Consider the following 22,045-nt stretch of genomic DNA (forward strand, 5'->3'; position numbering starts at 1 on the left):
GTACCAGGACGTCGGCGACGGACTGGACGCGAACGGCACATGGGGCTGGATAGCCGACGCCTAACGGGGCAACTACGGCGACAACTCGCTGCTGTACTTCAACAACTACCGCGGCGCCCATCCCGGCAACCCGCTGTACGACAAGGCCCGCACCGGCACCGACGCCCGCAAGGGCGAGGGTGCCCCGCGTTCCCCGCCGGAACGCGGGGCACCGGCACGCCGTGACCCGGGAGGAGGCGGCCCGTGCGCGCGCCGTGCGTGACTAATGACAGGATGTCCTCATGAGCGACAACAGCAACGTTTACTTCGACATCACGATCAACGACGAGCCCGCGGGCCGCATCGTCTTCAAGCTGTACGACGACGTCGTCCCGAAGACGGCGACGAACTTCCGCGAGCTCGCCACCGGCGTGCACGGCTTCGGCTACGCCGGCTCCCCGTTCCACCGCGTCATCCCGCAGTTCATGCTCCAGGGCGGCGACTTCACCCGGGGCAACGGCACCGGCGGCAAGAGCATCTACGGCGAGAAGTTCGAGGACGAGAACTTCAAGCTGAAGCACGACCGCCCGTTCCTGCTCTCGATGGCCAACGCCGGCAAGAACACCAACGGCTCGCAGTTCTTCATCACCACGATCGTCACCGACTGGCTCGACGGCAAGCACGTCGTCTTCGGCGAGGTCGTCGAGGGCCAGGACCTGGTCAAGAAGATCGAGTCCCTCGGTTCCCCCTCCGGCGCCCCCAAGGCCGCCGTCAAGGTCGCCGAGTCCGGCATCGTGAAGGCCTGATCGCCTTCCCGACCTGAGCGGAGGGCCCGCAGCCCTCACTCACCCACCCGGCCGGGGCGGGGAGCGCGGTCCATCGACACGCGCCCCCGCCTCCGCCGTGTGATCCTCAGGCGAAGGCGGACACGTTCCGTTCCGCCCACGCCGAGAAGGACCGGGGCGCCCGCCCCAGCACCCGTTCCACGTCGGGGCTCACCCGCCGCTCGTCGGCGAGCGGCGCGCCCGTCACCGACAGCATCCCGTCGACGGCCTCCTCCGGCAGGAACCGCACCAGCTGCGCCCGGGCCTCGTCCGCGCTCTGCGCCACGAACTCCACCGGAGCGCCCAGCGCGTCGGCCAGCGCCCGCACCTGATCACGCGGTGAGACCGCGACCGGGCCGGTCAGGACGTACGTCCGCCCGGCGTGCGCCGGGTCCCGCAGCGCGGCGGCCGCGACCTCGGCGATGTCCGCCGGGTCCACCACGGGCAGCGCCACCTCGCCGAACGGGGCCGCCACGGTACGGCCGGAACGCACCGGCCCGGCCCAGAGGAAGGCGTTGGACGCGAAACCGCCGGGCCGCAGCACCGTCCACGCGACGCCCGACTCCCGTACCGCCGCCTCGAACGCCCGCAGGATCTCGTGCGACACCGAATCGGTCCGCGTCCCCACCAACTGCGAGGACTGGAACACGATCCGCCGCACCCCGCAGGCCACCGCCGCCGCCACGATCTCGCGCGGACGCAGCTCGTCCCCGAGGCCCGCCACCAGCAGATACACGGCCTCGGCACCCTCGAACAGGCCCTTGAGGCCGTCGACATCGGCCAGATCCCCGCGCCGGTGCGCCACGCCGGCGGGCAGCCCCTCGGCGGGGCGGCGGCTCACCGCCGTGACGTCCTCGCCGGCCGCGGCCAGCAGCTCCACCAGCGGTCGTCCGACGTTACCGGTCGCTCCGGTCACCACGATCACAGCTGTTCCCCTCCAGGGAGTCCGTGGCGGAGCGCGAGCGCCCCGCCGTCTTCGTGACCTCATCCTGGAAGGCGAACTGGCCATCTCCTGGCCAGTTTCGAAGAGACGTCAGTCCTCCTCGCCGAAACGGCGCTGGAACTTGGCGATCCGGCCCTCGGAGTCCACCGTCCGCGCCGTGCCCGTGTAGAACGGGTGGCTCTCGGAGGAGATCTCGACGTCGATCACGGGGTACGTGTTCCCGTCGTCCCACTCGATGGTCCGCTCGCTGGTCGCCGTGGACCGGGTCAGAAACGCGTACCCCGCCGAGCGGTCACGGAACACCACGGGGCCGTACTCGGGCTGCTTGTCCTGCTGCACGTGTCCTCCTCGGGCTACCGCCCTGGCTCGTCCGGCCTGATCGGCACGGCATCCCCAGCCTCCCCGCGCGCACGGCCCCCGACCAGCGCCACGGGCCCGACCGGGTGACGCGCCCGGGGCGGCGCCCGCTGCCCGGACGGCTCAGCGGCTGTCCGCCCACCGCGCCGCGAGCAGCAGCGCGATGTCGTCCGGCCGGGACGTGGCCGCCCGCGCCTCCCGGATCAGACGGTCGGCCGCGTCGGTGAGCGACAGCGAACCCGTCGCGGCGAAGGCGCCGCCCAGCCGCGCGATCCCCTCGTCGATGTCCTTGCCCGGCTGCTCCACCAGACCGTCCGTGAACAGCGCGAGCACGGCCCCCGGCGCCAGACGCAGCCGCGTCACCGGGTACGAGGCCCGCTCGTCCACGCCGAGGACCATCCCGCCCGCCAGCTCCACCTGCCGCGTCGTCCCGTCCGCCTGCCGCAGCAGCGGCTGCGGATGCCCCGCCCGCACCGCCCGCGCCTCGCCCGTGTCCGGGTCGAGCAGGACGTAGCAGCAGCTCGCGAACTGGCCGGGGTCGAGGTCGATCAGAAGCCGGTTGGTGCCCCGCATCACGTCCTGCGGCCGAGCGCCGCCCAGCGCGAACGCCCGGACGGCGCTGCGCAGCTGCCCCATGGTGGCCGCGGCCGCCACACCGTGACCCTGCACGTCACCGATCACCAGGGCGAGCCGCCCGTGGCCCGTCTCGATCACGTCGTACCAGTCGCCGCCCACGTCCATGCCCTGCGTTCCCGGCAGATAGCGGCCCACTGTGTCCACCCCGTCCCGCACCGGAAGGCGGTGCGGGAGCAGCGCGTCCTGCAGTCCGCGCGCGACCGCCGACTCCGTGTCGTACCGCTGCGCCCGCTCCAGGGCCTGTGCGATGAGCCCCGCGAGCGCCGTGAGGACGGTCCGCTCCTCCGGGCTGAAGCCGCGCGGCGTGTCGAAACCGAGGATGCAGGAGCCCACCGGCCGGCCCGAGGCGATCAGCGGGAGGAAGGCGCGCGCGCCGGAGTGCGCGTCCATCGGCAGGTCCGGATACGCCCGGCCCAGCTGCTCCATGGACTCGAAGAAGAGCGGCCTTCCGGTCGTCAGGGTCTCCACGCCCGGCACATGGGCGTCCAGGGCCACCCCGTCGAAGGGTTCGAGGAACCCCGTCGGGAAGCCCGTCTCCCAGGCCAGATAGAGCCGCCGGTCGCTCAGCAGGTAGATCGCCAGCTGCCGGCCGCCGAACGCGGGCAGCAGTTCCTCCGTCACCACCGCCGACACCTGGCGGGCCGTCACCGCCTCGGAGAGGGCGATCGCCAGCGCCACCGGCCGGTACAGCGCCGCCGCCCGGTCGCCGGGCGAGGACAGGACGTGTTCCGCCCGCTGCGCGCTCGCCCCCGCCGGTACGAGCGGAGCCGGCTCGTCCTCCGGGACCAGCACCATCGTCACCCCGTCCCGGCCGGGGTGGAGCGACACCGACAGCCAGCGGCCCCGCTCGGGTTGGGCCAGGAAGTGGACGGGCTCGCCGGAGAGCAGGGCGGCGCGCAGCTGCTCCTCGTGGAAGGGATGGCCGAACCAGGGCAGGGCCTCCCACAGGGTCCGCCCCGCGAGTACCGTGCGCGGACGGCCCAGCAGGCGTTCGGTGCGCTCGTTGACGTACGTGACGCGGCCCAGCCGGTCGACGGCCAGGATCGCGCGGGGCAGCCGGTCCGTGGCGTCGGAGCCGACCAGACCCGTACCGAGGTCCACGAGCCTGCCTTCGAGCCGCCCGCCCCCGGGGAAGCCGTTCTCCGCCGCCCGGCGGGCCCGTGCCGACACCTCCAGGAGGTGCAGGCCGCCGTCCGGGCCCTTGAGGCGGATCCTGCGGACCTCCGGCCGCCCGTCCGAGCCGGTGGCCCGCCGGGCCGCCGCCCACAGCGCGTAGCCGTCCTCGGGATCGAGCAGGGACGTCAGGACCTCGATCGAGCAGGGCGAGACGATTCCCGCCCCCAGGATGGCGAGCAGTCCGTCGTCCATCGTGACCGTGCCCGAGTCCAGGTCCCAGCTGAAGGAGCCGAAGCGGACCGGCGGTCCGGAACCGGTGGGCAGCTGCACGCACACCGGGTCGCCGGGCCATTCGACCCGCACGCCCTGCCGGGAGAGCTCGGCCAGGGTCTCGCCGAGGTGGAGCGCGCCCCGGGTCATCCTGTTCCGGTCCGGCCCGTTCACCGGGACTCCCGGGGTCGGTGCCCGCAGCGCCACGAGCACGCCGAAGCGTTCACGGGCGGCGACCACGGGCGCGTACAGCGAGGCGAAGGGGAACGGCAGGCTCGCCACCAGCTGCGGGAACCGCCGCATGGCCTCCTCGACGTCCGCGAGGTGGACGGCCTGCCCCGAGCGGTGCACCTCGGCGATGGGGAACGGCCGGTTCGCGTGCATCCGCGTCCACGGGCGGAACAGCGGCCCGGGCAGCCCCACCAGAACGGCCATCCGCAGCAGCCCCGGGGTGCCGGAGCGCAGGTACACCCCGCCCGCGTAGCCGCCGACCTCCTCCACCGCGGAGAGGGCCGTCTCCGCGAGGGCCCAGGTCAGCGCACCGGAAGCGGGCCCGTCGTCGGCTCCGTTCCCGGACGGAAACCCGGTGCCGCCCGCCGGGCCGGGGCCGGACGCGCCGTGCGAGGTCACACAGCCAGCATGCCCCCGCCCCGAAAGGACCCGCATCCCGGACCCGCGGGGCCCGTCCGGGTCCGGCACCCGGGCCGGACCCGGACGGCCGGTACGTCCGGCCCCCGACGCGCTCCCGCGCGCCCGGGCGACGGTGTTGACCCCACGCGTCCTCACCGTCACACTCGGTCGTCGACCGTCGCCGTCGGCGTGCGGCGGCGCGACCTCGCGAGCAGGGGGCACGATGACGGGCCAGGTTCTTCCGTACGACGTACACGGCGAGGGGCCCGGGAGGGCCCTCGTGCTGCACAACTGGTTCGGCGACCGCACCAGCTTCGCCCCGCTCCGCGCCCACCTGGACGGTGCCGTCGGCTCGTACGCCTTCGTCGACTGCCGGGGATACGGGGACGCCCTCGACCACGCGGGCGCGTACACCATGGAGGAGGTCGCGGCCGACGCCCTCGCGGTCGCCGACGACCTCGGCTGGGAGTCGTTCTCCGTCATCGGGCACTCGATGGGCGGCAAGGCGGCCCAGCTCATGCTCCTCGACGCCCCGGACCGCGTCCGCTCGATCATCGGCGTCTCACCGGTCTCCGCCGCCGGCTTCCCCCTCGACGGGGACACCTGGGAGCTCTTCGCGGGCGCCGCCGACGAACCGGCCAACCGGCGCGCGATCATCGACAACACCACCGGCGGACGCTACGACGAGGCCTGGCTGAGCGCGCTCGTCGAACGCTCCGTCACCCGCTCCTCCGCGACGGCCTTCCGCGCCTACCTGGACTCCTGGTCCCGCGCGGACTTCCACGAGCGCGTCCGTGACAACCCGGTCCCCGTCCTGCTCGTGGTCGGCGCCCACGACCCCGCGCTCGGCACCGAGGCGATGGAGGCCACCTGGCTGCGCTGGTACCCCAACGCGCGCCTCGAAGTCCTGAAGGACGCGGGCCACTACGCCCCCGAGGAGACCCCGCAGGCCCTCGCGGAGGCGATCGAGGCCTTCCTCGGCGCCTGAGGAGCGCAGGGCCCCGGTCTCAGCCGAAGGTCGACGCAACCGACGACTTTCGAGGACTGCGCCGGGGCTCCCCGGCGTCGGATCATCGTGCTCTCGACCTCAGGAGACGGTCTTCCACGGACCGTCCACGACCGGCAGGAGCACCACCGATGGGCCTCGCGCAGTCGCAGCACCGCTTTCTCGTCCGGCAGAAGGTCACGCCCATGGCCAACCGCTACCTGGTGCACACCGTCGGCCCGGACGGCGGCGAGGGCGAACTCGTCGCCTTCGCCCACCAGAAGAGGATGGCCCTCAAGGAGCACGTCACCTTCTACACCGACGAGTCCAGGCGTCAGGTCCTCTTCACCTTCAAGGCCCGTCAGGTCATCGACCTCGGCGCGACGTACGACGTGGTCGGAGCCTCCGGCACCCGACTGGGCTCCTTCCGCAAGAACTTCGGTGCCTCCCTGCTGCGCAGCACCTGGCACCTGAGCCGGGAGGGCGGGGCGGCGGAGGTCACCGGCCAGGAGCGGAACGAGACCGTGGCGCTGCTGCGCAGGGCCTGGGAGTTCCTGCCCTTCACGGACTTCCTCCCGTTCGCCGTGCCGTACCACTTCGACTTCACCGAGGGGGAGCGGCCCGTCATGTCGGTCGACAAGCGGTTCGGGATCCGGGACCGGTACGTGCTCGACATAGCCGACCCCGAGCTCGACCGGCGCCTGGCGATAGCCCAGACCGTGGCCCTCGACGCCCTGCAGTCCCGCTGACCCGCACGGTACGGAGCCGCTCCGCCTGGGACCGAGCGGTCCCCCGGCCCGGGCCGGGGACCCGTCTACCCTGGAGAGACGGGCAGGGGGCGGGGCACGCCGTCCCTCCCCGGGCCCCAGCCGCGCAGGCGGAAGGGCGGCGGAACCATGTTCTTCAGCGATCGCACGGACGCGGGGCGGCAGCTCGCCGCCCGGCTCGGCCACCTCAAGGACCATGACGTCGTGGTCCTCGGGCTCCCACGGGGTGGCGTGCCGGTGGCGGTGGAGGTCGCCGAGGCCCTCGACGCACCGCTCGACATCTGTCTCGTGCGGAAGCTCGGGGTGCCCCACCAGCCGGAGCTCGCGATGGGGGCGCTCGGGGAGGGAGGCGTGCGCGTCCTCAACGAGCGGGTGATCCGTGAGACACGCGTCGACGACCGCGCCATCGCGGCGGTGGAGGAGCGGGAGCACGCGGAGCTCGACCAGCGCGCCCTCCGCTACCGGGGCAGCAGGGCGTCCGTGCCGCTCGACGGGCGGACGGTCGTCGTGGTCGACGACGGGCTGGCCACGGGGGCCACGGCGCTGGCGGCCTGCCGGGTCGTCCGGGCCCGGGGCGCCGCCCGGATCGTCCTCGCCGTCCCGGTGGCACCGCGCGGCTGGACGGCCCGCCTCGGCGGGGAGGCCGACGAGACCGTCAGCGTGCACGCGCCGGAGCTCTTCTTCGCGATCGGGCAGTTCTACCGGGACTTCTCGCAGACCCCCGACGCCGAGGTCATCGCGTGTCTGGAGCGGATCAGGACCGCGCGTGTCCCCGTCGTCCAGGACACGGACGTCAGGATCCCGGTCGGTGGCGTCGCCCTCGGCGGGCGGCTCGCGGTGCCCGAGGACGCGGGTGGCATCGTCCTGTTCGCGCACGGCAGCGGCAGCAGCCGCCACAGCCCCAGGAACCGGGCGGTCGCCGCGGCGCTCAACCGGGCGGGTCTGGGGACGCTGCTCTTCGACCTGCTGACCGAGGCGGAGGCGACCGACCGGGCCCATGTGTTCGACACCCCGCTCCTCGCCGGGCGGCTCGCCGGGGCCACGGAGTGGCTGGCCGCGCGGCCCGGGAGCACCGGGCTCCCGCTCGGCTACTTCGGCGCGAGCACGGGCGCCGCCGCCGCGCTGTGGGCGGCGGGCGACCCCGCGTCCCCGGTGAGTGCCGTCGTCTCGCGCGGCGGCCGGCCGGACCTGGCGGCCGAGCACCTGGCCCGGGTGCGTGCCCCGACGCTCCTGGTGGTGGGCGGCGCGGACGCGCTGGTCCTGGACCTCAACCGGCGGGCCCTGGCGCTGCTGCGCTGTGAGAACCGGCTCGCCGTGGTGGGGGGCGCCGGGCACCTCTTCGAGGAGCCGGGCGCCCTGGAGGAGGTGGCGGAACTCGCCACCTCCTGGTTCGCCGGGCACTTCCGGCGGCGGGAGATCAGTACGCCGAGTTGACGTTGTCGATGGAGCCGTAGCGGTCGGCCGCGTAGTTGCAGGCGGCGGTGATGTTGGCGACCGGGTCGAACAGGTCCATGGACGTGCCGGGCACGTGGTAGGCCAGGAAGGTCGGCTGGATGACCTGGAGGAGGCCCTTCGAGGGGGTTCCGGCGACCGCGTTGGAGTCCCAGAGGTTGATGGCCTGGGGGTTTCCGGAGGACTCGCGCATGACGTTGCGGTAGATCCCGTCGTAGGACCCGGGGATGCCCCGCTGGCCCATGATGGCCAGCGACTCGCGGATCCAGCCGTCGAGGTTGTCGGCGTAGTTGGTGGCGGCGATCGGGGCCGCCTTGACGGCGGAGGGGACGGCGACGGCCGGAGCGGCCGCGGCGGCGGAGGAACCCGTCCCGGTGGCGACGGCAGGGGTGGCGGCGCGGCGCTCGGAGCGGCTCGCCCGCTCGTTCGTGGCGGACTTCTTCGCCTTGGCCTCGGCGGGGACGGCCACCTTCACGGAATCCCGACGAATCGTCAGTTCAAGACCGGGGCGAATGAGTGACGGATTGTCACCCACGACGCTCTTGTTTGCGTGGTAAAGGCTCTTCCAGCCGCCCTGAATTCCCTTCTTCTGGGCGATCAGGGAAAGCGAGTCGCCACTCACGACGGTGTACGTACGCGCGGCGGCCGGGGCCGCGGGGGCCTTGACCGTGATCGTCGCGGCGGGAGCCGCGGGGGCCTCGACGGCGGTCTGCGGGGCGCCGGACAGGGGCGCGGCGCCGGCGACGGCCGGGGCGATGAGCGGCAGGGTCAGGGCGACGCCACCGGTGCCGACCAGGGCGAGGCCGCGGGAGACGTGGCCGAGACGGGGACGGCGGTGCTTACCGAGAGCAGGCATGACGGGTTTCCTCTCCGGCGCCTGCGGGGTGAGCTGTCGGGTTCGGACGGGAGATGTCCGGCCGCGCGCACGCGGCTGCACCCCGAGCCGCTCCGGAATCCGGACCGGCGTATTCGTGGGTCCCCCGCTCCTGCCGTCGGGTGAAAGGGAGTTTTACCGAGCGGCGGCAGGATTGGGCGTTCCGCTCGAATGGAGGTGACCGTAGGCCAGGCACGCGATCGATAACAAGGGGAACGGGTGCCGGGTATCGGTAAATGGATCACGGAATTCATGGAATTCAAGATCGATGCCGCCGGGAGACCGTTGAACTTCCTTGCCCGGTACGGGGTGGGCCGAGGTGCCGGGACGGGGCGGGGGCCGATGAGTGAGTCGCGTCACCCGGGGCGCAATGTCCGAATTGAGCTTTAATTCCGTGCTGGGTAAATAGGGGTGAAATAGGCGAGGTGGGGTGCCCGGGTGGACGACTCTCCGAGTGGGCGTAAAAGTGGCAAAACAGACATTCTTCTTGAATGATGGGGGAAGTCGACCCGGGAGCCGCCTCCATGCCGCCCTCCACCTCTCTCCTCAGCCCCGACAGCCTCGACCGCGAGGCCGCCGCCCTCTTCGAGAGCGTCACCTGGCAGCGGATCGTCACGGAGTGGACCGCCCCCGCGGAATCGCCGCCGGCCGGGGAGGGCTGGCGGGAGCTGCTCAGCGTGCCGGTGGACCGGCTCGTGGCGGACGCCCTCGCCGCCCTGCCGCCGGAGCTCCCCGGTGAGCGCCGCCTCCCCGGCCGGCTGGGGGCCGTGCTCCCGGACCGGCTGCACTCCTGGCGCCGCGTCGGCCAGGCCGAGCTGCGGCCCTCCGTGCACCTCGGCTACGCGCGCCTGGTGCTGACGGAGTGGGGCTGGCAGAACGCCCCGTACAAGCTGCGCGACGCCCGTGGGGCACGGTGCGTCTGCGGCGCTCTCCTCGCGGCCCACCGTCTCGGCTACGGCGGCGCGGACACCATGCACGAGGCGGCCGCGTGGATCATGGCCGAGCTCAGGTCACGCGGGTGGCACGGCCTGATCGGACCGTGGAACCGGGCGCCCGGCCGTACGGCCGACGACGCGGTGGCGCTTCTCGACGCCACGGTCCGCCGGGCGGCGCACGCCGGGCGCTGACCACACGGTCGCGCCCGTTCCCGCCGTGCGGCAGACGCAGCCCCGGTAACCGTCGGGCAGGGGACCTCCCGTGCGGGGACGCGTGCGTCCGGCTCACGGGTGGGTCTCGGGGGAGCGCCGGCGTGCGAGAGCGAGGCTCGTCAGGGCCGTGATCGCCATGGCGCCGATGCCGACCAGCGCCGCGGTGGTGTAGGCGCCGTCGTCGGGGAAGAGCCGGCCGGGGCCGGTGCCCGCGGCGAGGACCATCCCGCCGACGGCGCTGCCCAGGGAGTACCCGACACTGCGGACGACGTAGTGGAAGCTCATGGCGCTCGACGTCTCGCTCCGGGGCGTGACGGCCAGGATGACGCCGGGCATCACGGCCGAGAACCCGCCGACGCCGAAGCCGAGCACGCCCATCGCCGCGAACAGTTCGGCCGGGTCCGACCGGGCCGCCGCGAACAGGGCGAACCCGCCGCCGACCACGACGGCGCTGCCGGCCAGGAGCAGGGGGTCGGCGATCCGCGTCCGGACCCGCGGCGTGAGCTTGCCGGCGACGAACCCCAGAACCGAGAACGGGATGAGGACCAGCCCGGCGACGAAGGTGGTGAGCCCGAAGCCGTAGCCGGCGCCGGGTGGCGTCTGCGCGTACCGGGTGAGGAGCGTGAGCAGGAGGTACATGCCGATCCCGCCGACGAACATGGCGAGGTTCGCCCCGGCGACCGCCGGGTGCCGTACCGCCCGCACGTCGACCAGGGGCGTCGTGCTGCGCAGCTCGACGACGGCCCAGACGCAGAGCAGCACCACCGCGACGACGGCGAGGCCCGCCGCCACCGCGAGGTGCCGGCTCCACAGATCCCGCTCGCCGGCGAGCAGCAGCACCAGGACCAGCGCGGCGGCCAGGACGACCGCGCCTGCCACGTCCACGGGGGCGGAGCGGCCCTCGGGCGCCTCGGGCATGGAGCGCCACGCGGTCAGGAGGGCGGCGGCGGTGACGGCCAGGCCGAGGCCGTAGGCGGCCCGTACCCCGCCGAGTTCGGCGAGCAGTGCGGCCAGCGGGTAGCCGACGCCGGCCCCGATGACCGAGACCACCGAGATCAGGGCGATCACGGCCGCCCCGCGTTCCTCGGGGAGGTGGTCCCGGGCCACGCCCATCATCAGCGCCGTCAGCCCGAGCCCGACGCCCTGGGCGGCCCTGCCGGCCAGCAGCCACCCGAAGGGCAGCGGCAGCACGGTGAGCGCGCTGCCGGCGACGACCACCGCCAGTGTGGTGAGGATCGTGGCGCGCCGGTGCCGGCCGGCACCGAGCCGGCCCAGGACCGGCGTGGCGACGGCGCCGCTGAGCAGCGCGACGGTCAGCGTCCACTGCGCGCTGCCGAGCGAGACGTGGAACGAGGTCGCCACGCTGGTGATGAGCGGCGTCCCCAGGCTGGCGACCGCCGCCACGACCAGAGCGATGAACATCAGGGCGGGGACCAGCGGCCGCGCCTCGGAGCGCGCCACGGGGAGGGCCTTCACCGTGCCCCCGCCGGCCGGCTGCCCGGTCACTGCTTCGGGCCTTCGCGGTCCCGGCCTTCGAGCTCTGACAGGTGCTTCAGCGCCGGGAGGGCGGCCACGAGCGCCTCGACCTCGTCTTCGGTGAGTTCGCCGATCAACCGCTCGAACGCGTGGACGCCCGCCTGGCGCCGCGTCCGGACGTAGGAGGCGCCGGCCTCGGTCAGGCACACCAGCGTGACCCGTCTGTCCGACGCGTCGCCCCGCCGCTCGACCAGGCCGGACTCCTCGAGCACGCGGACCAGGGTGGTCATCGCGGGCTGGGTGACGCCCTCGACCGCGGCCAGATCGGTGATGCGCCGCGGGCCGGTCCGGTCCAGGGTGGCCAGGGTGGCGGCGGACGTGAGGCTCATGTCCCGGGGCAGGCGTCTCGTGGCCCTGGTGGCCAGGCCGTAGAGGGCTGCCCCGATGGCGGCGGACGCGCCGGGGGCGGTGTCTTGACGACTCACGCTCAAAGCATAGCGTCTTTATATTCAGAGTTTATGGAAATGGCCGCGCCGTTCCGCCGGCGGCGGAACACCCGCCGGACCGGGCTCGCCGCTCACTACCGTCACGTCCCATGACGACGACGATGACGACGGTGACGACGCGTACGGTCGAGTATCCGGCCGACGGTTTGACCATGATCGGGCACCTCGCGCTCCCGGCCGGTGCCGACCGCCGGCCCGCGGTGCTGCTCGGACCGGAGGGCACGGGGCTCAGCGACGTCGAGCGCCGCAGGGCCGACGCGCTCGCCGAGCTGGGGTACGTGGCGCTGGCCTTCGACCTCCATGGCGGGCGCTATCTGGACGATCCGGAGGAGATGCTGTCCCGCTGCCTGCCGCTGCTCGCCGATCCCGAGCGGATGCGAGGCATCGGCCTCGCGGCGCTCGACGTGTTGCGGGCCGAACCGCGCACCGACCCCGAGCGGATCGCCGCTGTCGGCTACGGCACGGGCGGTGCCATCGGTCTGGAACTCGGACGCGCCGGCGTCGGCGTGCGCGCGATCGGGACGGTCAACGCACTGACCACGGGCCGACCGGGCGAGGCGGCGCGCATTCGCTGCCCGGTCTGGACCGGGGTCGGGTCGGAAGACCCGATCATGGCGCCCGCGCAGCGGGACGCGTTCATCGCCGAGATGCGGGCCGCGGACGTCGACTGGCGCCTCACGGTCTACGGCGGAGCCTTGCACGCCTTCCACCACCCGACGGTCGACCACCCCATGGTCCCCGGCGTCGGCTACCACCCGCGGCACGCGCAGCGAGCCTGGCGCGACGTCGTGGGTCTCCTCGACGAGTGCCTGCCCGTGGCGGAGGACCCGGGCCGTGACTCAGGTGAGGAGACCGGCCCCGGGCACTGACGGGCACGTCCCCGGACGCGACCGCGCCGTACGCCGCCGCGGGCGAAGGCGGGCGGCGACCGGAAGGCCGCCGCCCGGCCGGTGGGGGCGGAGGTCAGCCGCTGACGCTCGCGGCTCCGTTCTCGATGTGGCCGGTGTACCGGCGCGACCAGGTCCCGTCGATGTCGGCGAGGATCGTGAAGTCGTACCAGCCGCCGTTGTACGCCACCGCGTTGAAGTAGTCCTCGCGGCTGGAGTTCGCCGGCACCGTGTACGTCCACGGACCGTCCGAGCGGTAGGCGTTCGAGCGGATGGTGAAGGTGACCGGCCCGGCCGAGGTGTTGGTCATCCTGAACCACAGAGCGGTCTTGCCCGTCCCCGACTCGGGTGCGTACCGCGCGGCCACCTCGACGGCCTTGCCCGCCTTGGAGGCGTCCCCGATGAACCGGCGCAGGAAGCGGTTGGGGCCCATCATCGAGATGTCGTACTTCCCCGAACCCGATCCCAGGCCGATGTTGAAGAAGTCCGTGGCCGTGTCGCCGGGGTCGACGGTGTACTGCCAGGCGGCGGTGTCCCGGTACTGGTGCGGATGGATCGAGAAGTGCGCCGACCGCCTGGCCTCCGCGCCCTGGTTGGTCATCGAGAACCAGGCCAGGATCTTGCCCGCGGCGCCGAACTCGAAGCGGTCGAGGTTGCCGTTCACCTGGTACGGCAGGGCGCGTGCCGGGCGGGTGCCGGACTCCTGCGCCGGCAGCGCGTTGTTCTGCGGCGCCGGGTTCGGCAGCGGGCCGCAGGTGGCCTGCCCGATCACCTTCGCCGTGGACGGGAGGCCGGCCGGAACCCCGTACACCGGGTGGGCGAAGTCGAAGACACCGGTCAGGTCGCCCGTGACCTTCCGGCGCCAGGCGCTGATGTTCGGACAGGTCGCCGGGGTGCCGAGCGCCGCCGTCCAGGTCTCCATGAAGCGCAGCACCGACGTGTGGTCGAAGACCTCGGAGCTCACCCAGCCACCGCGCGTCCACGGGGACATGACAAGCATGGGGACGCGGAAGCCCAGGCCGATCGGGACGCCGTCCAGGTACTCGCCCGCGGTTCCCGGCGGGGCGACCGGCGGCGGCACGTGGTCGAAGAAGCCGTCGTTCTCGTCGTAGTTGAGGAACAGCACCGTGGAGTCGAAGACCTCGGCGTTCGCGGCCAGCGCGCGGTAGACGAGGTCGACGAAGTGGGCGCCGTCCCCGGGCGGTGCGTACGGGTGCTCGGAGAAGGCCTCGTTCGCGACCACCCACGACACCTGCGGCAGGGTGCCCGCGACGACGTCGGCGCGGATCGCCGCGGCGATGTCGTCCGGCGTCGAGCCGGTCACCTTCGGGACCGAGCCCATGCCGCGGTCGTACAGCGGGTCCCCGGGGCGCGCGTCGGTGAACTTCTTGAAGTAGGCGAGGCCGTTGTCGCCGTAGTTGTCCTGGGCGTTCTGGTAGACCTTCCAGCTCACCCCGGCGCGCTGGAGTGCCTCGGCGTAGGTCTCCCAGGTGAGGCCCGACTCGTCGCCCCCGTCCTTGCTGGAGCCGTCGATCTTTCCGCTCCACAGGAACGTGCGGTTGGGGCCGGTGGCGCTCAGCGTCGAGCAGAAGTAGGCGTCGCAGATCGTGTACTGGTCGGCGAGCGCGTGGTGGAAGGGGATGTCGCCGCGGGCCAGGTGGCCGAGCGAGCGGGTGTTGCCCACGCCCGTGACCCAGTTGTCGAGGCGCCCCTTGTTCCACGCGGCGTGCTGCGAGGTCCAGCTGTGCGGCAGGTCGCCGTTGCACTGGGCCAGGGTCTCGCCGTCGACGCCGCCGGCGGCCGGGGTGTCGCTGAGCTTCCAGGGGTACTGGCGGCCGCCCCAGTTGGGCTGGTTGAACATGCCCCAGCCGCCGGGCAGGTTGCCCGCGGCGCGGTCGCCGAAGCCCCGTACGCCGCGCAGGGTGCCGAAGTAGTGGTCGAAGCTGCGGTTCTCCTGCATGAGGATCACCACGTGCTTGACGTCCGTGAGGGTGCCGGTCGCGGTGCTCGCGGCGGCCGACGCCTGGACCGGCGGCAGCGCGGCCCCCGCCATGAGCCCCGCGCCGATCCCGACGAAACCTCTGCGGCTGATGGGAATCATGCCCCGCCTCTCCTGTCACGGTGTGCCCCAGCGGCACGTCGGAGACATGATGGGGGAGGGGAGCTTAAAGGTATACAGCCGCGCGGTAATTACTGTGTGAACATGCCAAGACCTTGCAGTACGGGCTCCCGAATTGGTCCGACTTCAGACCAATGAGTCGCCCGACGGGGTTCTCCGCGTCAGACGGTGAGGACCTTCACTCCGGCTTCCGTGAGCTGCGCCACCGTCTCGGGGGCGATGCCCGTGTCGGTCACCAGCAGGTCGATCCGGTCCAGGCCGCAGATCCGGGCGAACGCCCGGCGGCCCATCTTCGAGGAGTCGGTCACCACGACGACCCGGCTCGCCCGCTCCGCGAAGAGCCGGCTGATGCTCGCCTCGTCCTCCTGGTGGGCCATCACGCCGAGCTCGGGGTCGACGCCGTCCACCCCGAGGACCACCACGTCGAGCACGACCTCGTTGAGCACGCCGACCGTCAGCGGCCCCACCAGCTCGTAGGTCTGGGGGCGGGCGACACCGCCCGTCGTGACGATCTTGATCTGCGGACGCACCGCGAGCTCGCCCGCGATGTTCAGCGCGTTGGTCACGACGGTCAGCGCGGGCCCGGCCGCCGCCGCGCCCGGCGCCTCCGTCCGGCCGCTCGCGAACCGCAGTGCGAGCGCCCGCGCCACCTCCGTCGTCGTCGTGCCGCCGTTGAGCCCGACCACGTCGCCGGGCGCCACCAGGTCCGCCACCGCCTCCGCGATCCGCCGCTTCTCCGGCGCGTGCCGCGTCGACTTGTACCGCAGCGGGAGCTCGTACGAGACGCCGTGCACCACCGCCCCGCCCCGCGTCCGTACGAGCAGCTGCTGCTCGGCGAGCTCGTCGAGGTCCCGGCGGATCGTGGCCGCGGAGACGTCGAGCGCGGTCGCCGCCTCCTCCACCTCCAGCTTCCCCGAGGCCGCGAGCAGCTCCAGAAGCGTGTTCCACCGCTCGTGCTTGGACATGGGTCCCTCCCTCCACCGGGGTTGCGCCGGCATGACCACCCCGCTCGTGCGCGCGTCCGATTCTAGCCGCCGGAAGGGGCGAGATCTGGAAAGTAGATGCATGTTTCTGCTTGAATAGGCGCGTCTTCAAGCATCTTCCATCATCATTGCGCATTCTTCTTGCAAGGAGATCGGCATGACCACCACCCGCACCGCCGCGGAGATCGCTTCCCAGCCGGCGACCTGGCGCCAGGCGGCCCGCACCCTGTCCCAGCACGTCGCGGCCCTGCCCCGGCGCGGCGAGCGGGTCGCGGTGATCGGCTGCGGCACCTCCTGGTTCATGGCCCTCGCCTACGCGGAGCTGCGCGAGTCCGGCGGCCACGGCGAGACCGACGCCTTCGCCGCCTCCGAGTTCCCCTACGGCCGCCGCTACGACCGGGTCGTCGCCATCACCCGCTCCGGCACCACCAGCGAGGTCCTCGCCGTCCTGTCCCGGCTGCGCGGCACCGTGCCCACCGGCGCGATCACGGCCGACCCCACGACCCCGGTGATGGACCTCGCCGACGAGGTCGCCGTCCTCGACTTCGCCGACGAGGAGTCCGTCGTCCAGACCCGGTTCGCGACCACCGTGCTCGCCCTCTTCCGCGCGCACCTGGAGTCCGAGGACGCCCTCCCGGAGGGGCTCGCCACCGTCGAGGACGCCGCGCGCGACGCCGAGCTGGCCCTCACCTCCCCGCTCGACGACAGCGTGCGCGGGGCCGAGCAGTTCACCTTCCTCGGAACCGGCTGGACCTACGGACTCGCCCTGGAGGCGGGCCTGAAGATGCGCGAGGCGGCCGGCGCCTGGACCGAGGCGTACCCCGCGATGGAGTACCGCCACGGCCCCATCAGCATCACCGGCCCCGGCCGGGTGGCCTGGGGCTTCGGCGCCCTGCCCGCCGGACTCGCGGACGAGGTCCGCAAGGTCGGCGGCACCCTCGCCGAGAGCGACCTCGACCCGCTCGCCGAGCTCGTCCGCGCCCAGCGGCTCGCCGTCGCCGTCGCCGAGGCCCAGGGGCTCAACCCGGACACCCCCAGGAACCTCACCCGCTCCGTCGTCCTCACCGACGTCCGTGCCTGACCGCCGCCCCGCACCCGCCCACCGCCCGGGAGAAGCACCATGCCGCTGACGCCCACCGACGAGATCGTGCGCCGCGCCCGCGCCGCGGGCACCGGAGTGGGGGCGTTCAACGTCCTCCAGCTCGAACACGCCCAGGCCATCGTGACCGGCGCCGAGAACGCCGACCGGGCCGTCGTCCTCCAGATCAGCGAGAACACCGTCCGCTACCACGGCGCCCTGGAACCGGTCGCGCTCGCCTCCCTGGCCGTCGCCCGCGCGGCGAAGGTCCCCGTCGCCGTCCACCTCGACCACGCCGAGAACCCCGACCTCGTCCGCGAGGCCGTCGCGCTCGGCCTGGGCTCGGTCATGTTCGACGCCTCGAAGCTGCCGTACGCGGAGAACGTCGCCGCGACCCGTGAGGTCGTGGAGCACTGCCACCGCCACGGCGTCTGGGTCGAGGCCGAACTCGGCGAGGTCGGCGGCAAGGGCGGCGCGCACACCCCGGGCGTGCGCACGGACCCCGAGGAGGCCCGTGCCTTCGTCGCCGCCACCGGCGTCGACGCCCTCGCCGTCGCGGTCGGCAGCTCCCACCAGATGGTGACCCGCGACGCCGTCCTCGACCTGGAGCTGATCGCCCGGCTGCGCGACGCGGTGGACGTCCCGCTCGTCCTGCACGGCTCCTCCGGGGTCGCGGACCCGCACCTCACCGAGGCGGTCACGGCGGGCATGACCAAGGTGAACGTCTCGACCCACCTGAACAAGGCCTTCACCGCGGCCGTCCGCACCCACCTCGCCGAGCACCCCGCCACGGTGGACCCGCGCCACTACCTGACCCCGGCCCGCGCGGCCGTGGCCCGGGAGGTCGCGCACCTCCTGGCGGTCCTGTCACCGTGACGGCCCCGACCGCGTGACACCGCCCGTCCGGACCTCCTGAAGCGCCGTCAGGAGGTCCCGCACGGCGGGCAGGGCCAGCGAGGACTCCCGTACCGCCGCGTGGATCGCGCGGACCGGCTCGGGACCGCGGACCTTGCGGACCACCACGTTCGGGTGGCGGCTGCCGAGGCCCATCAGCGGGATCAGGCTGATGCCGAGACCGGCCGCGACGAAGCCCTGCGCGGTCGCGTACTCCTCGCACTCCACCGCGATGTCCGGGCTGAACCCGGCCGCCGCGCACGCGCCGAGGACCGCGTCGAGGCAGGGCCCCGGGCGTTCGCTGCCCACCCATGCCTCGGCCGCCAGATCCACCAGGTCCACGGCCCCCCGGCGGTCGGCGAGCCGGTGGCCCCTGGGCAGGACGGCACGGTACGGGTCGTCGACCAGCGGGACGAGCCGGAGGCCGTCACCGGACGTCTCCGGACCGCCCGGCGGACGTACGAGCAGGGTCAGGTCCGTCTCCTCGTCGGGCGGACCGTCGGCGATCCTCAGGTCGACCCGTACGCCGGGGTGTTCCGTACGGAAGCGGGCCAGGGCCGGTGCGACCAGATCGGCGCCCGCCGTGGCGAAGTAGCGCACCGAGACCTGCCCGGTCCGGCCCGCCCGGAGATCGGCGAGCGCCGTCTCCGCCTCGGCGACCTGACGGCCGATGAGGGCGGCGTGCTCGGTGAGCAGCCGTCCGGCGGCGGTCGGCCGCACGCCCCGGCCGAAGCGTTCGAGCAGCGCGATCCCGGCCTCCTTCTCCAGGACGGCGATCTGCTGACTCACGGCGGAAGGGGTGTACCCGAGGTGCCCGGCGGCGGCCGTGACGGAGCCGCTGGCGACGACGGCCCGGAGCACCTGCATGCGTCTCACATCGAGCATGTAGCAGAGCTTAACGCCGGGTGCACGAACCTTCGCTTGTCCTGTCGGCCGGGGGCCGGGACCGTGGACGGCATGACTTCGGCGATACGCATGGGCGTCCTGGCGGCGCTCTGGGGCTCCGGCTTCCTCTGGATCAAGATCTCGCTCAACGAGGGCCTCACCCCCGGGTGGATCACCTTCGTCCGCTGCCTCCTGGGCGCGGCGGTCCTCCTCGCGCTCGCGTACGGAGCCGGGCAGCGGCTGCCGCGGGACCGCGGCACCTGGGGCCGCCTCCTCATCGCCGCCCTCCTCTGCAACGCCCTGCCGTTCCTCCTCTTCTCGGTCGGCGAACAGACCGTCGACAGCGGAGTGGCGGGCGTCCTGAACGCCACCACACCGCTCTGGTCCCTCCTCATCGGCCTCTTCCTCGGTACGGAACGCCCGCTGGGCCGCGCCCGGCTCGGCGGACTCGTCCTCGGCTTCGCCGGCGTCCTGCTGATCTTCGCCCCCTGGAGTGCCGGCCCCGGCCTGATGACCTGGGGAGCGCTCGCCCTGCTCGGCGCCTCCATGAGCTACGCGGCGGCCTTCGCGTACATGGCCCGCCGGCTCACCGACCGGGGCACCGCGCCCCTGGCCCTCTCCGCCGCGCAGCTCCTCGCGGCGACCGCCCTCAGCACCCCCGCCCTGACGGCGGGCGGTCCGGCCCGGGTGACCGCGACGGGACTGCTCGCGGTCCTCGTCCTCGGCGTCTTCGCCACCGGGCTCACCTTCCACCTCAACTACCGCATGATCGCCGAGGAGGGCCCCACCAGCGCCGCCACCGTCGGCTACCTGCTCCCGGTGGTCTCCGTGACCCTGGGCGCCCTGGTCCTCCACGAGCCCCTGACCGTCCGGGTCCTGACGGGCATGGCGGTCGTCCTCGTCGGCGTGGGCCTGACCCGGGTGCGGACGAAGCCGGTCCGTCGGACCGCGACGGACGGACCGGGCGGCCCGGCGTCCGGTCCGCCGTCCCCGCGCGCCCGGGTCCTGGGCCGCGCCGTCCGCAACGCGAGGGCGGCGCTCGTGGAGGGCGACGTCTCCTGATCGAGGCCCCCCCCCGGGACGCCGCCGCCTACACGTCCTGGACGACCGGTTCGGCGACGAAGAGCGGGATCTCACGGTCCGTCTTGAGCTGGTAGTCGGCGTAGTCCGGGAACGCGGCGACGGCCCGCTCCCACCACGCCCGGCGCTCCTCGCCCGTGACCAGACGGGTCCTCATGTCCCAGAGCCGCGTTTCGTCCCTCAGCTCGACCAGGGGGTGGGCGACCAGGTTGTGGTACCAGACGGGGTGCTTGACCGCACCGCCGTTGGACGCGACGAGCGCGTACGCGCCCTCGTGCTCCACCCGCATCAGCGGGGTCTTGCGGAGCTTGCCGCTCCGGGCGCCGACGTTCGTGACCAGAACGACGGGCATGCCCCGCATCGTCGTGCCCTTCGTGCCGCCGGACGACTCGTACAACTCGACCTGGTTGCGGACCCACGTCGTCGTGCTGGGCTCGTACTCGCCTTCGAGGGGCATGGGGGCGTCCTTTCCGTCGGCGGCCGGTGGGGCCGGCCCGCTCGCACCGACGCTATCCGACCCCCCGCGTCCCCACGGGACGCGGGGCGCGCGCGTGGCGCAGCCGGGGCGGCCCGGTTCCCGGCCATCGGAGCACACGATCCGGCCAGGTGAGAGCCCATTTCGGGGGCTTCGATTGCAAGCGTATGGCGGATGCATGACAAGACCCCAACTTCCTTGAGGCAGGCCCCTGGAGAGGCCAGGCTGCTGTGCACAGAGGGACCGGGCACACCGGTCCCGACCGTGTACGTGGCCCCACGTGCACCCCCCCACGGTCGCGCCGCCCCACCCTTCGGGCGCGACACCCACGAGGAGGACTCCCGCGCCATGGCACTCCCCAAGAGCAGCAAGACCCGCCTCGCCGTGACGGCTTCCGCCGCGACCGCCGCCGCCCTGCTGGGCACCTTCGCCGCCGTCCCCGCCCAGGCCGCCCCGGCCGAGGGCACCGTCCTCGCGGCGGGCTCGGCCGACGCGGTCCCCGGCAGCTACATCGTCACCCTCAAGCAGGGCGCGGGCTTCAAGGCCGCCTCCGCCGACGGGAGGAACCTGATAGCCGCATACGGCGGCACGGTCCGCAAGACCTTCGGCTCCGCCCTCAACGGCTACACGGCCACCCTCGGTGCGACCGAGGCCCGCCGCCTCGCCGCCGACCCGGCCGTCGCGTCCGTCGAGCAGAACAGGACCGTCCGCGCCGACGCGACCCAGACCAACGCGCCCTGGGGCCTGGACCGCATCGACCAGGCGGACCTGCCGCTCTCCGGCACGTACACGTACCCCGACAGCGCCGGCGGCGGCGTCACCGCCTACGTCATCGACACCGGAGTACGGATCACGCACTCCGAGATCGCGGGGCGCGCCGTGAACGGCTACGACGCGGTCGACGGCGACGCGGTGGCGCAGGACGGCAACGGGCACGGCACGCACGTCGCGACCACCATCGCCGGCTCCACCTACGGCGTGGCCAAGGCGGCCAAGATCGTCGCCGTCCGCGTCCTCGACAACAACGGCTCCGGCACCACCGCCGGTGTCATCGCGGGCATCGACTGGGTCACCGCCCACCACACGGCGGGCGCCCCCGCCGTGGCCAACCTCTCGCTCGGCGGCGGCGCCTCCACCGCCCTCGACAACGCGGTGAAGAACTCCATCGCCGACGGGGTCACCTACGCGGTCGCCGCCGGCAACTCCGGCACCAACGCGTCCTCCACGTCGCCCGCCCGCGTCCCCGCCGCCCTCACCGTGGGAGCCACGAGCAACACCGACGCCAAGGCGAGCTGGTCCAACTACGGCTCGGTCCTCGACCTCTTCGCCCCCGGCGTCTCCATCACCGCCGGCTGGAACACCAGCGACACCGCCACCAACACCATCTCGGGCACCTCCATGGCCACCCCGCACGTGGCGGGCGCGGCCGCCGTCTACCTGGCCGGGCACCCGTCCGCCAGCCCGGCCCAGGTCGCGACGGCCCTGGTCAACGGCGCCACGCCCAACAAGGTGACCAGCCCGGGCAGCGGCTCCCCGAACCGCCTCCTGAAGATCGTCCCGTAACGGCGCACGGAAGCCGGGGGGGGGGGGGGGGGGGCGCGGGGGGCGGGGCGCGGGGGGCGGGGGGGCGCGGGCGCGCGGGGCGCACGCGGCCCGCGCGGCGCGCCGCGGCACGGCGGGG

20 protein-coding genes, 1 pseudogene and 1 riboswitch are annotated in these 22,045 nt (G+C 73.4%); of the genes and pseudogenes, 11 read left to right on the forward strand and 10 right to left on the reverse strand.

Features of this window, described 5'->3' with window-relative positions:
• A pseudogene (locus ACFV2S_RS09380) lies at positions 1-181 on the forward strand (hypothetical protein); the annotation flags it as partial.
• A gap of 100 nt (positions 182-281) precedes the next feature.
• Positions 282-785 carry a peptidylprolyl isomerase gene (locus tag ACFV2S_RS09385; protein WP_383799843.1) on the forward strand — a complete coding sequence of 168 codons (504 nt, stop codon included), beginning with the start codon at positions 282-284 and terminating at the stop codon, positions 783-785.
• Positions 786-891: 106 nt separating this feature from the next.
• Here the strand turns inward: ACFV2S_RS09385 and ACFV2S_RS09390 are convergent, their stop codons facing one another.
• The 3 genes from ACFV2S_RS09390 to ACFV2S_RS09400 all read right to left on the reverse strand — a co-directional run bounded on the left by ACFV2S_RS09390 (position 892) and on the right by ACFV2S_RS09400 (position 4,755).
• The gene (locus ACFV2S_RS09390; RefSeq protein WP_385555753.1) at positions 892-1,728 is read right to left on the reverse strand and encodes an NAD(P)H-binding protein; all 837 of its coding nucleotides are present in this window, start codon (positions 1,726-1,728) and stop codon (positions 892-894) included.
• A 108-nt stretch (positions 1,729-1,836) separates the two neighbouring features.
• Positions 1,837-2,085, reverse strand: coding sequence for a type B 50S ribosomal protein L31 (locus ACFV2S_RS09395; protein ID WP_189801085.1), 249 nt, complete (start codon positions 2,083-2,085; stop codon positions 1,837-1,839).
• 141 nt (positions 2,086-2,226) lie between these two features.
• On the reverse strand, positions 2,227-4,755 hold the full coding sequence (locus ACFV2S_RS09400; RefSeq protein WP_385555755.1) for a SpoIIE family protein phosphatase: 2,529 nt from the start codon (positions 4,753-4,755) through the stop codon (positions 2,227-2,229).
• 223 nt (positions 4,756-4,978) lie between these two features.
• Here ACFV2S_RS09400 and ACFV2S_RS09405 point away from each other — a divergent pair, with 223 nt between their 5' ends.
• The 3 genes from ACFV2S_RS09405 (at position 4,979) to ACFV2S_RS09415 (ending at position 7,941) form a co-directional block, all read left to right on the forward strand.
• On the forward strand, positions 4,979-5,743 hold the full coding sequence (locus ACFV2S_RS09405; protein WP_385555757.1) for an alpha/beta fold hydrolase: 765 nt from the start codon (positions 4,979-4,981) through the stop codon (positions 5,741-5,743).
• Between the two features lie 149 nt (positions 5,744-5,892).
• Positions 5,893-6,489, forward strand: coding sequence for a hypothetical protein (locus ACFV2S_RS09410; RefSeq protein WP_385555759.1), 597 nt, complete (start codon positions 5,893-5,895; stop codon positions 6,487-6,489).
• A gap of 147 nt (positions 6,490-6,636) precedes the next feature.
• Positions 6,637-7,941, forward strand: a complete 1,305-nt coding sequence (locus ACFV2S_RS09415) for a phosphoribosyltransferase family protein (RefSeq protein ID WP_385555761.1) — start codon at positions 6,637-6,639, stop codon at positions 7,939-7,941.
• On the opposite strand, the gene ACFV2S_RS09420 is transcribed toward ACFV2S_RS09415, so the two are convergent.
• Positions 7,925-8,815, reverse strand: coding sequence for a transglycosylase SLT domain-containing protein (locus ACFV2S_RS09420; RefSeq protein ID WP_385555763.1), 891 nt, complete (start codon positions 8,813-8,815; stop codon positions 7,925-7,927). The genes ACFV2S_RS09415 and ACFV2S_RS09420 overlap by 17 nt on opposite strands.
• A gap of 5 nt (positions 8,816-8,820) precedes the next feature.
• A riboswitch (cyclic di-AMP (ydaO/yuaA leader) is annotated at positions 8,821-9,004 on the reverse strand.
• A 320-nt stretch (positions 9,005-9,324) separates the two neighbouring features.
• Here ACFV2S_RS09420 and ACFV2S_RS09425 point away from each other — a divergent pair.
• Complete coding sequence (locus tag ACFV2S_RS09425; protein WP_385555765.1) at positions 9,325-9,960, forward strand: hypothetical protein; 636 nt, start codon at positions 9,325-9,327, stop codon at positions 9,958-9,960.
• Positions 9,961-10,053: 93 nt separating this feature from the next.
• Here ACFV2S_RS09425 and ACFV2S_RS09430 read toward each other — a convergent pair whose 3' ends face one another.
• Positions 10,054-11,487: an MFS transporter gene (locus ACFV2S_RS09430; protein WP_385555767.1), complete on the reverse strand. Its 1,434-nt coding sequence runs from the start codon at positions 11,485-11,487 to the stop codon at positions 10,054-10,056.
• Positions 11,484-11,942: a MarR family winged helix-turn-helix transcriptional regulator gene (locus ACFV2S_RS09435; RefSeq protein WP_385555768.1), complete on the reverse strand. Its 459-nt coding sequence runs from the start codon at positions 11,940-11,942 to the stop codon at positions 11,484-11,486. Before ACFV2S_RS09435 ends, ACFV2S_RS09430 begins: the two co-directional genes overlap by 4 nt.
• 122 nt (positions 11,943-12,064) lie before the next feature.
• On the opposite strand from ACFV2S_RS09435, the gene ACFV2S_RS09440 reads away from it, so the two are divergent.
• Entirely contained in the window at positions 12,065-12,832 is a 768-nt protein-coding gene (locus ACFV2S_RS09440) for a dienelactone hydrolase family protein (RefSeq protein WP_385556241.1), read from the forward strand.
• 94 nt (positions 12,833-12,926) lie between these two features.
• Here the strand turns inward: ACFV2S_RS09440 and ACFV2S_RS09445 are convergent, their stop codons facing one another.
• The gene (locus tag ACFV2S_RS09445) at positions 12,927-14,951 is read right to left on the reverse strand and encodes a phosphocholine-specific phospholipase C (RefSeq protein WP_385555770.1); all 2,025 of its coding nucleotides are present in this window, start codon (positions 14,949-14,951) and stop codon (positions 12,927-12,929) included.
• Positions 14,952-15,130: 179 nt separating this feature from the next.
• A complete protein-coding gene (locus ACFV2S_RS09450) occupies positions 15,131-15,934 on the reverse strand; it encodes a DeoR/GlpR family DNA-binding transcription regulator (RefSeq protein ID WP_385555772.1) in 804 nt (267 codons plus the stop codon).
• Positions 15,935-16,109: 175 nt separating this feature from the next.
• On the opposite strand from ACFV2S_RS09450, the gene ACFV2S_RS09455 reads away from it, so the two are divergent.
• Positions 16,110-17,033 (forward strand): SIS domain-containing protein, encoded by a 924-nt coding sequence (locus tag ACFV2S_RS09455; RefSeq protein WP_385555774.1) that lies wholly within the window; start codon positions 16,110-16,112, stop codon positions 17,031-17,033.
• A gap of 39 nt (positions 17,034-17,072) precedes the next feature.
• Entirely contained in the window at positions 17,073-17,906 is an 834-nt protein-coding gene (locus tag ACFV2S_RS09460; protein ID WP_385555776.1) for a ketose-bisphosphate aldolase, read from the forward strand.
• Here ACFV2S_RS09460 and ACFV2S_RS09465 read toward each other — a convergent pair.
• A complete protein-coding gene (locus ACFV2S_RS09465) occupies positions 17,898-18,809 on the reverse strand; it encodes a LysR substrate-binding domain-containing protein (RefSeq protein WP_385555778.1) in 912 nt (303 codons plus the stop codon). The genes ACFV2S_RS09460 and ACFV2S_RS09465 overlap by 9 nt on opposite strands.
• A 72-nt stretch (positions 18,810-18,881) precedes the next feature.
• Here ACFV2S_RS09465 and ACFV2S_RS09470 point away from each other — a divergent pair, with 72 nt between their 5' ends.
• Positions 18,882-19,871 carry a DMT family transporter gene (locus tag ACFV2S_RS09470; protein WP_385555780.1) on the forward strand — a complete coding sequence of 330 codons (990 nt, stop codon included), beginning with the start codon at positions 18,882-18,884 and terminating at the stop codon, positions 19,869-19,871.
• Positions 19,872-19,899: 28 nt separating this feature from the next.
• Here the strand turns inward: ACFV2S_RS09470 and ACFV2S_RS09475 are convergent, their stop codons facing one another.
• The gene (locus ACFV2S_RS09475) at positions 19,900-20,346 is read right to left on the reverse strand and encodes a nitroreductase family deazaflavin-dependent oxidoreductase (RefSeq protein WP_385555782.1); all 447 of its coding nucleotides are present in this window, start codon (positions 20,344-20,346) and stop codon (positions 19,900-19,902) included.
• Between the two features lie 366 nt (positions 20,347-20,712).
• On the opposite strand from ACFV2S_RS09475, the gene ACFV2S_RS09480 reads away from it, so the two are divergent.
• Positions 20,713-21,927: a S8 family peptidase gene (locus ACFV2S_RS09480; RefSeq protein ID WP_385555784.1), complete on the forward strand. Its 1,215-nt coding sequence runs from the start codon at positions 20,713-20,715 to the stop codon at positions 21,925-21,927.
• The last annotated feature ends 118 nt before the right edge of the window (positions 21,928-22,045 follow it).

Source organism: Streptomyces sp. NPDC059695 (assembly GCF_042733785.1).
Lineage (GTDB): Bacteria > Actinomycetota > Actinomycetes > Streptomycetales > Streptomycetaceae > Streptomyces.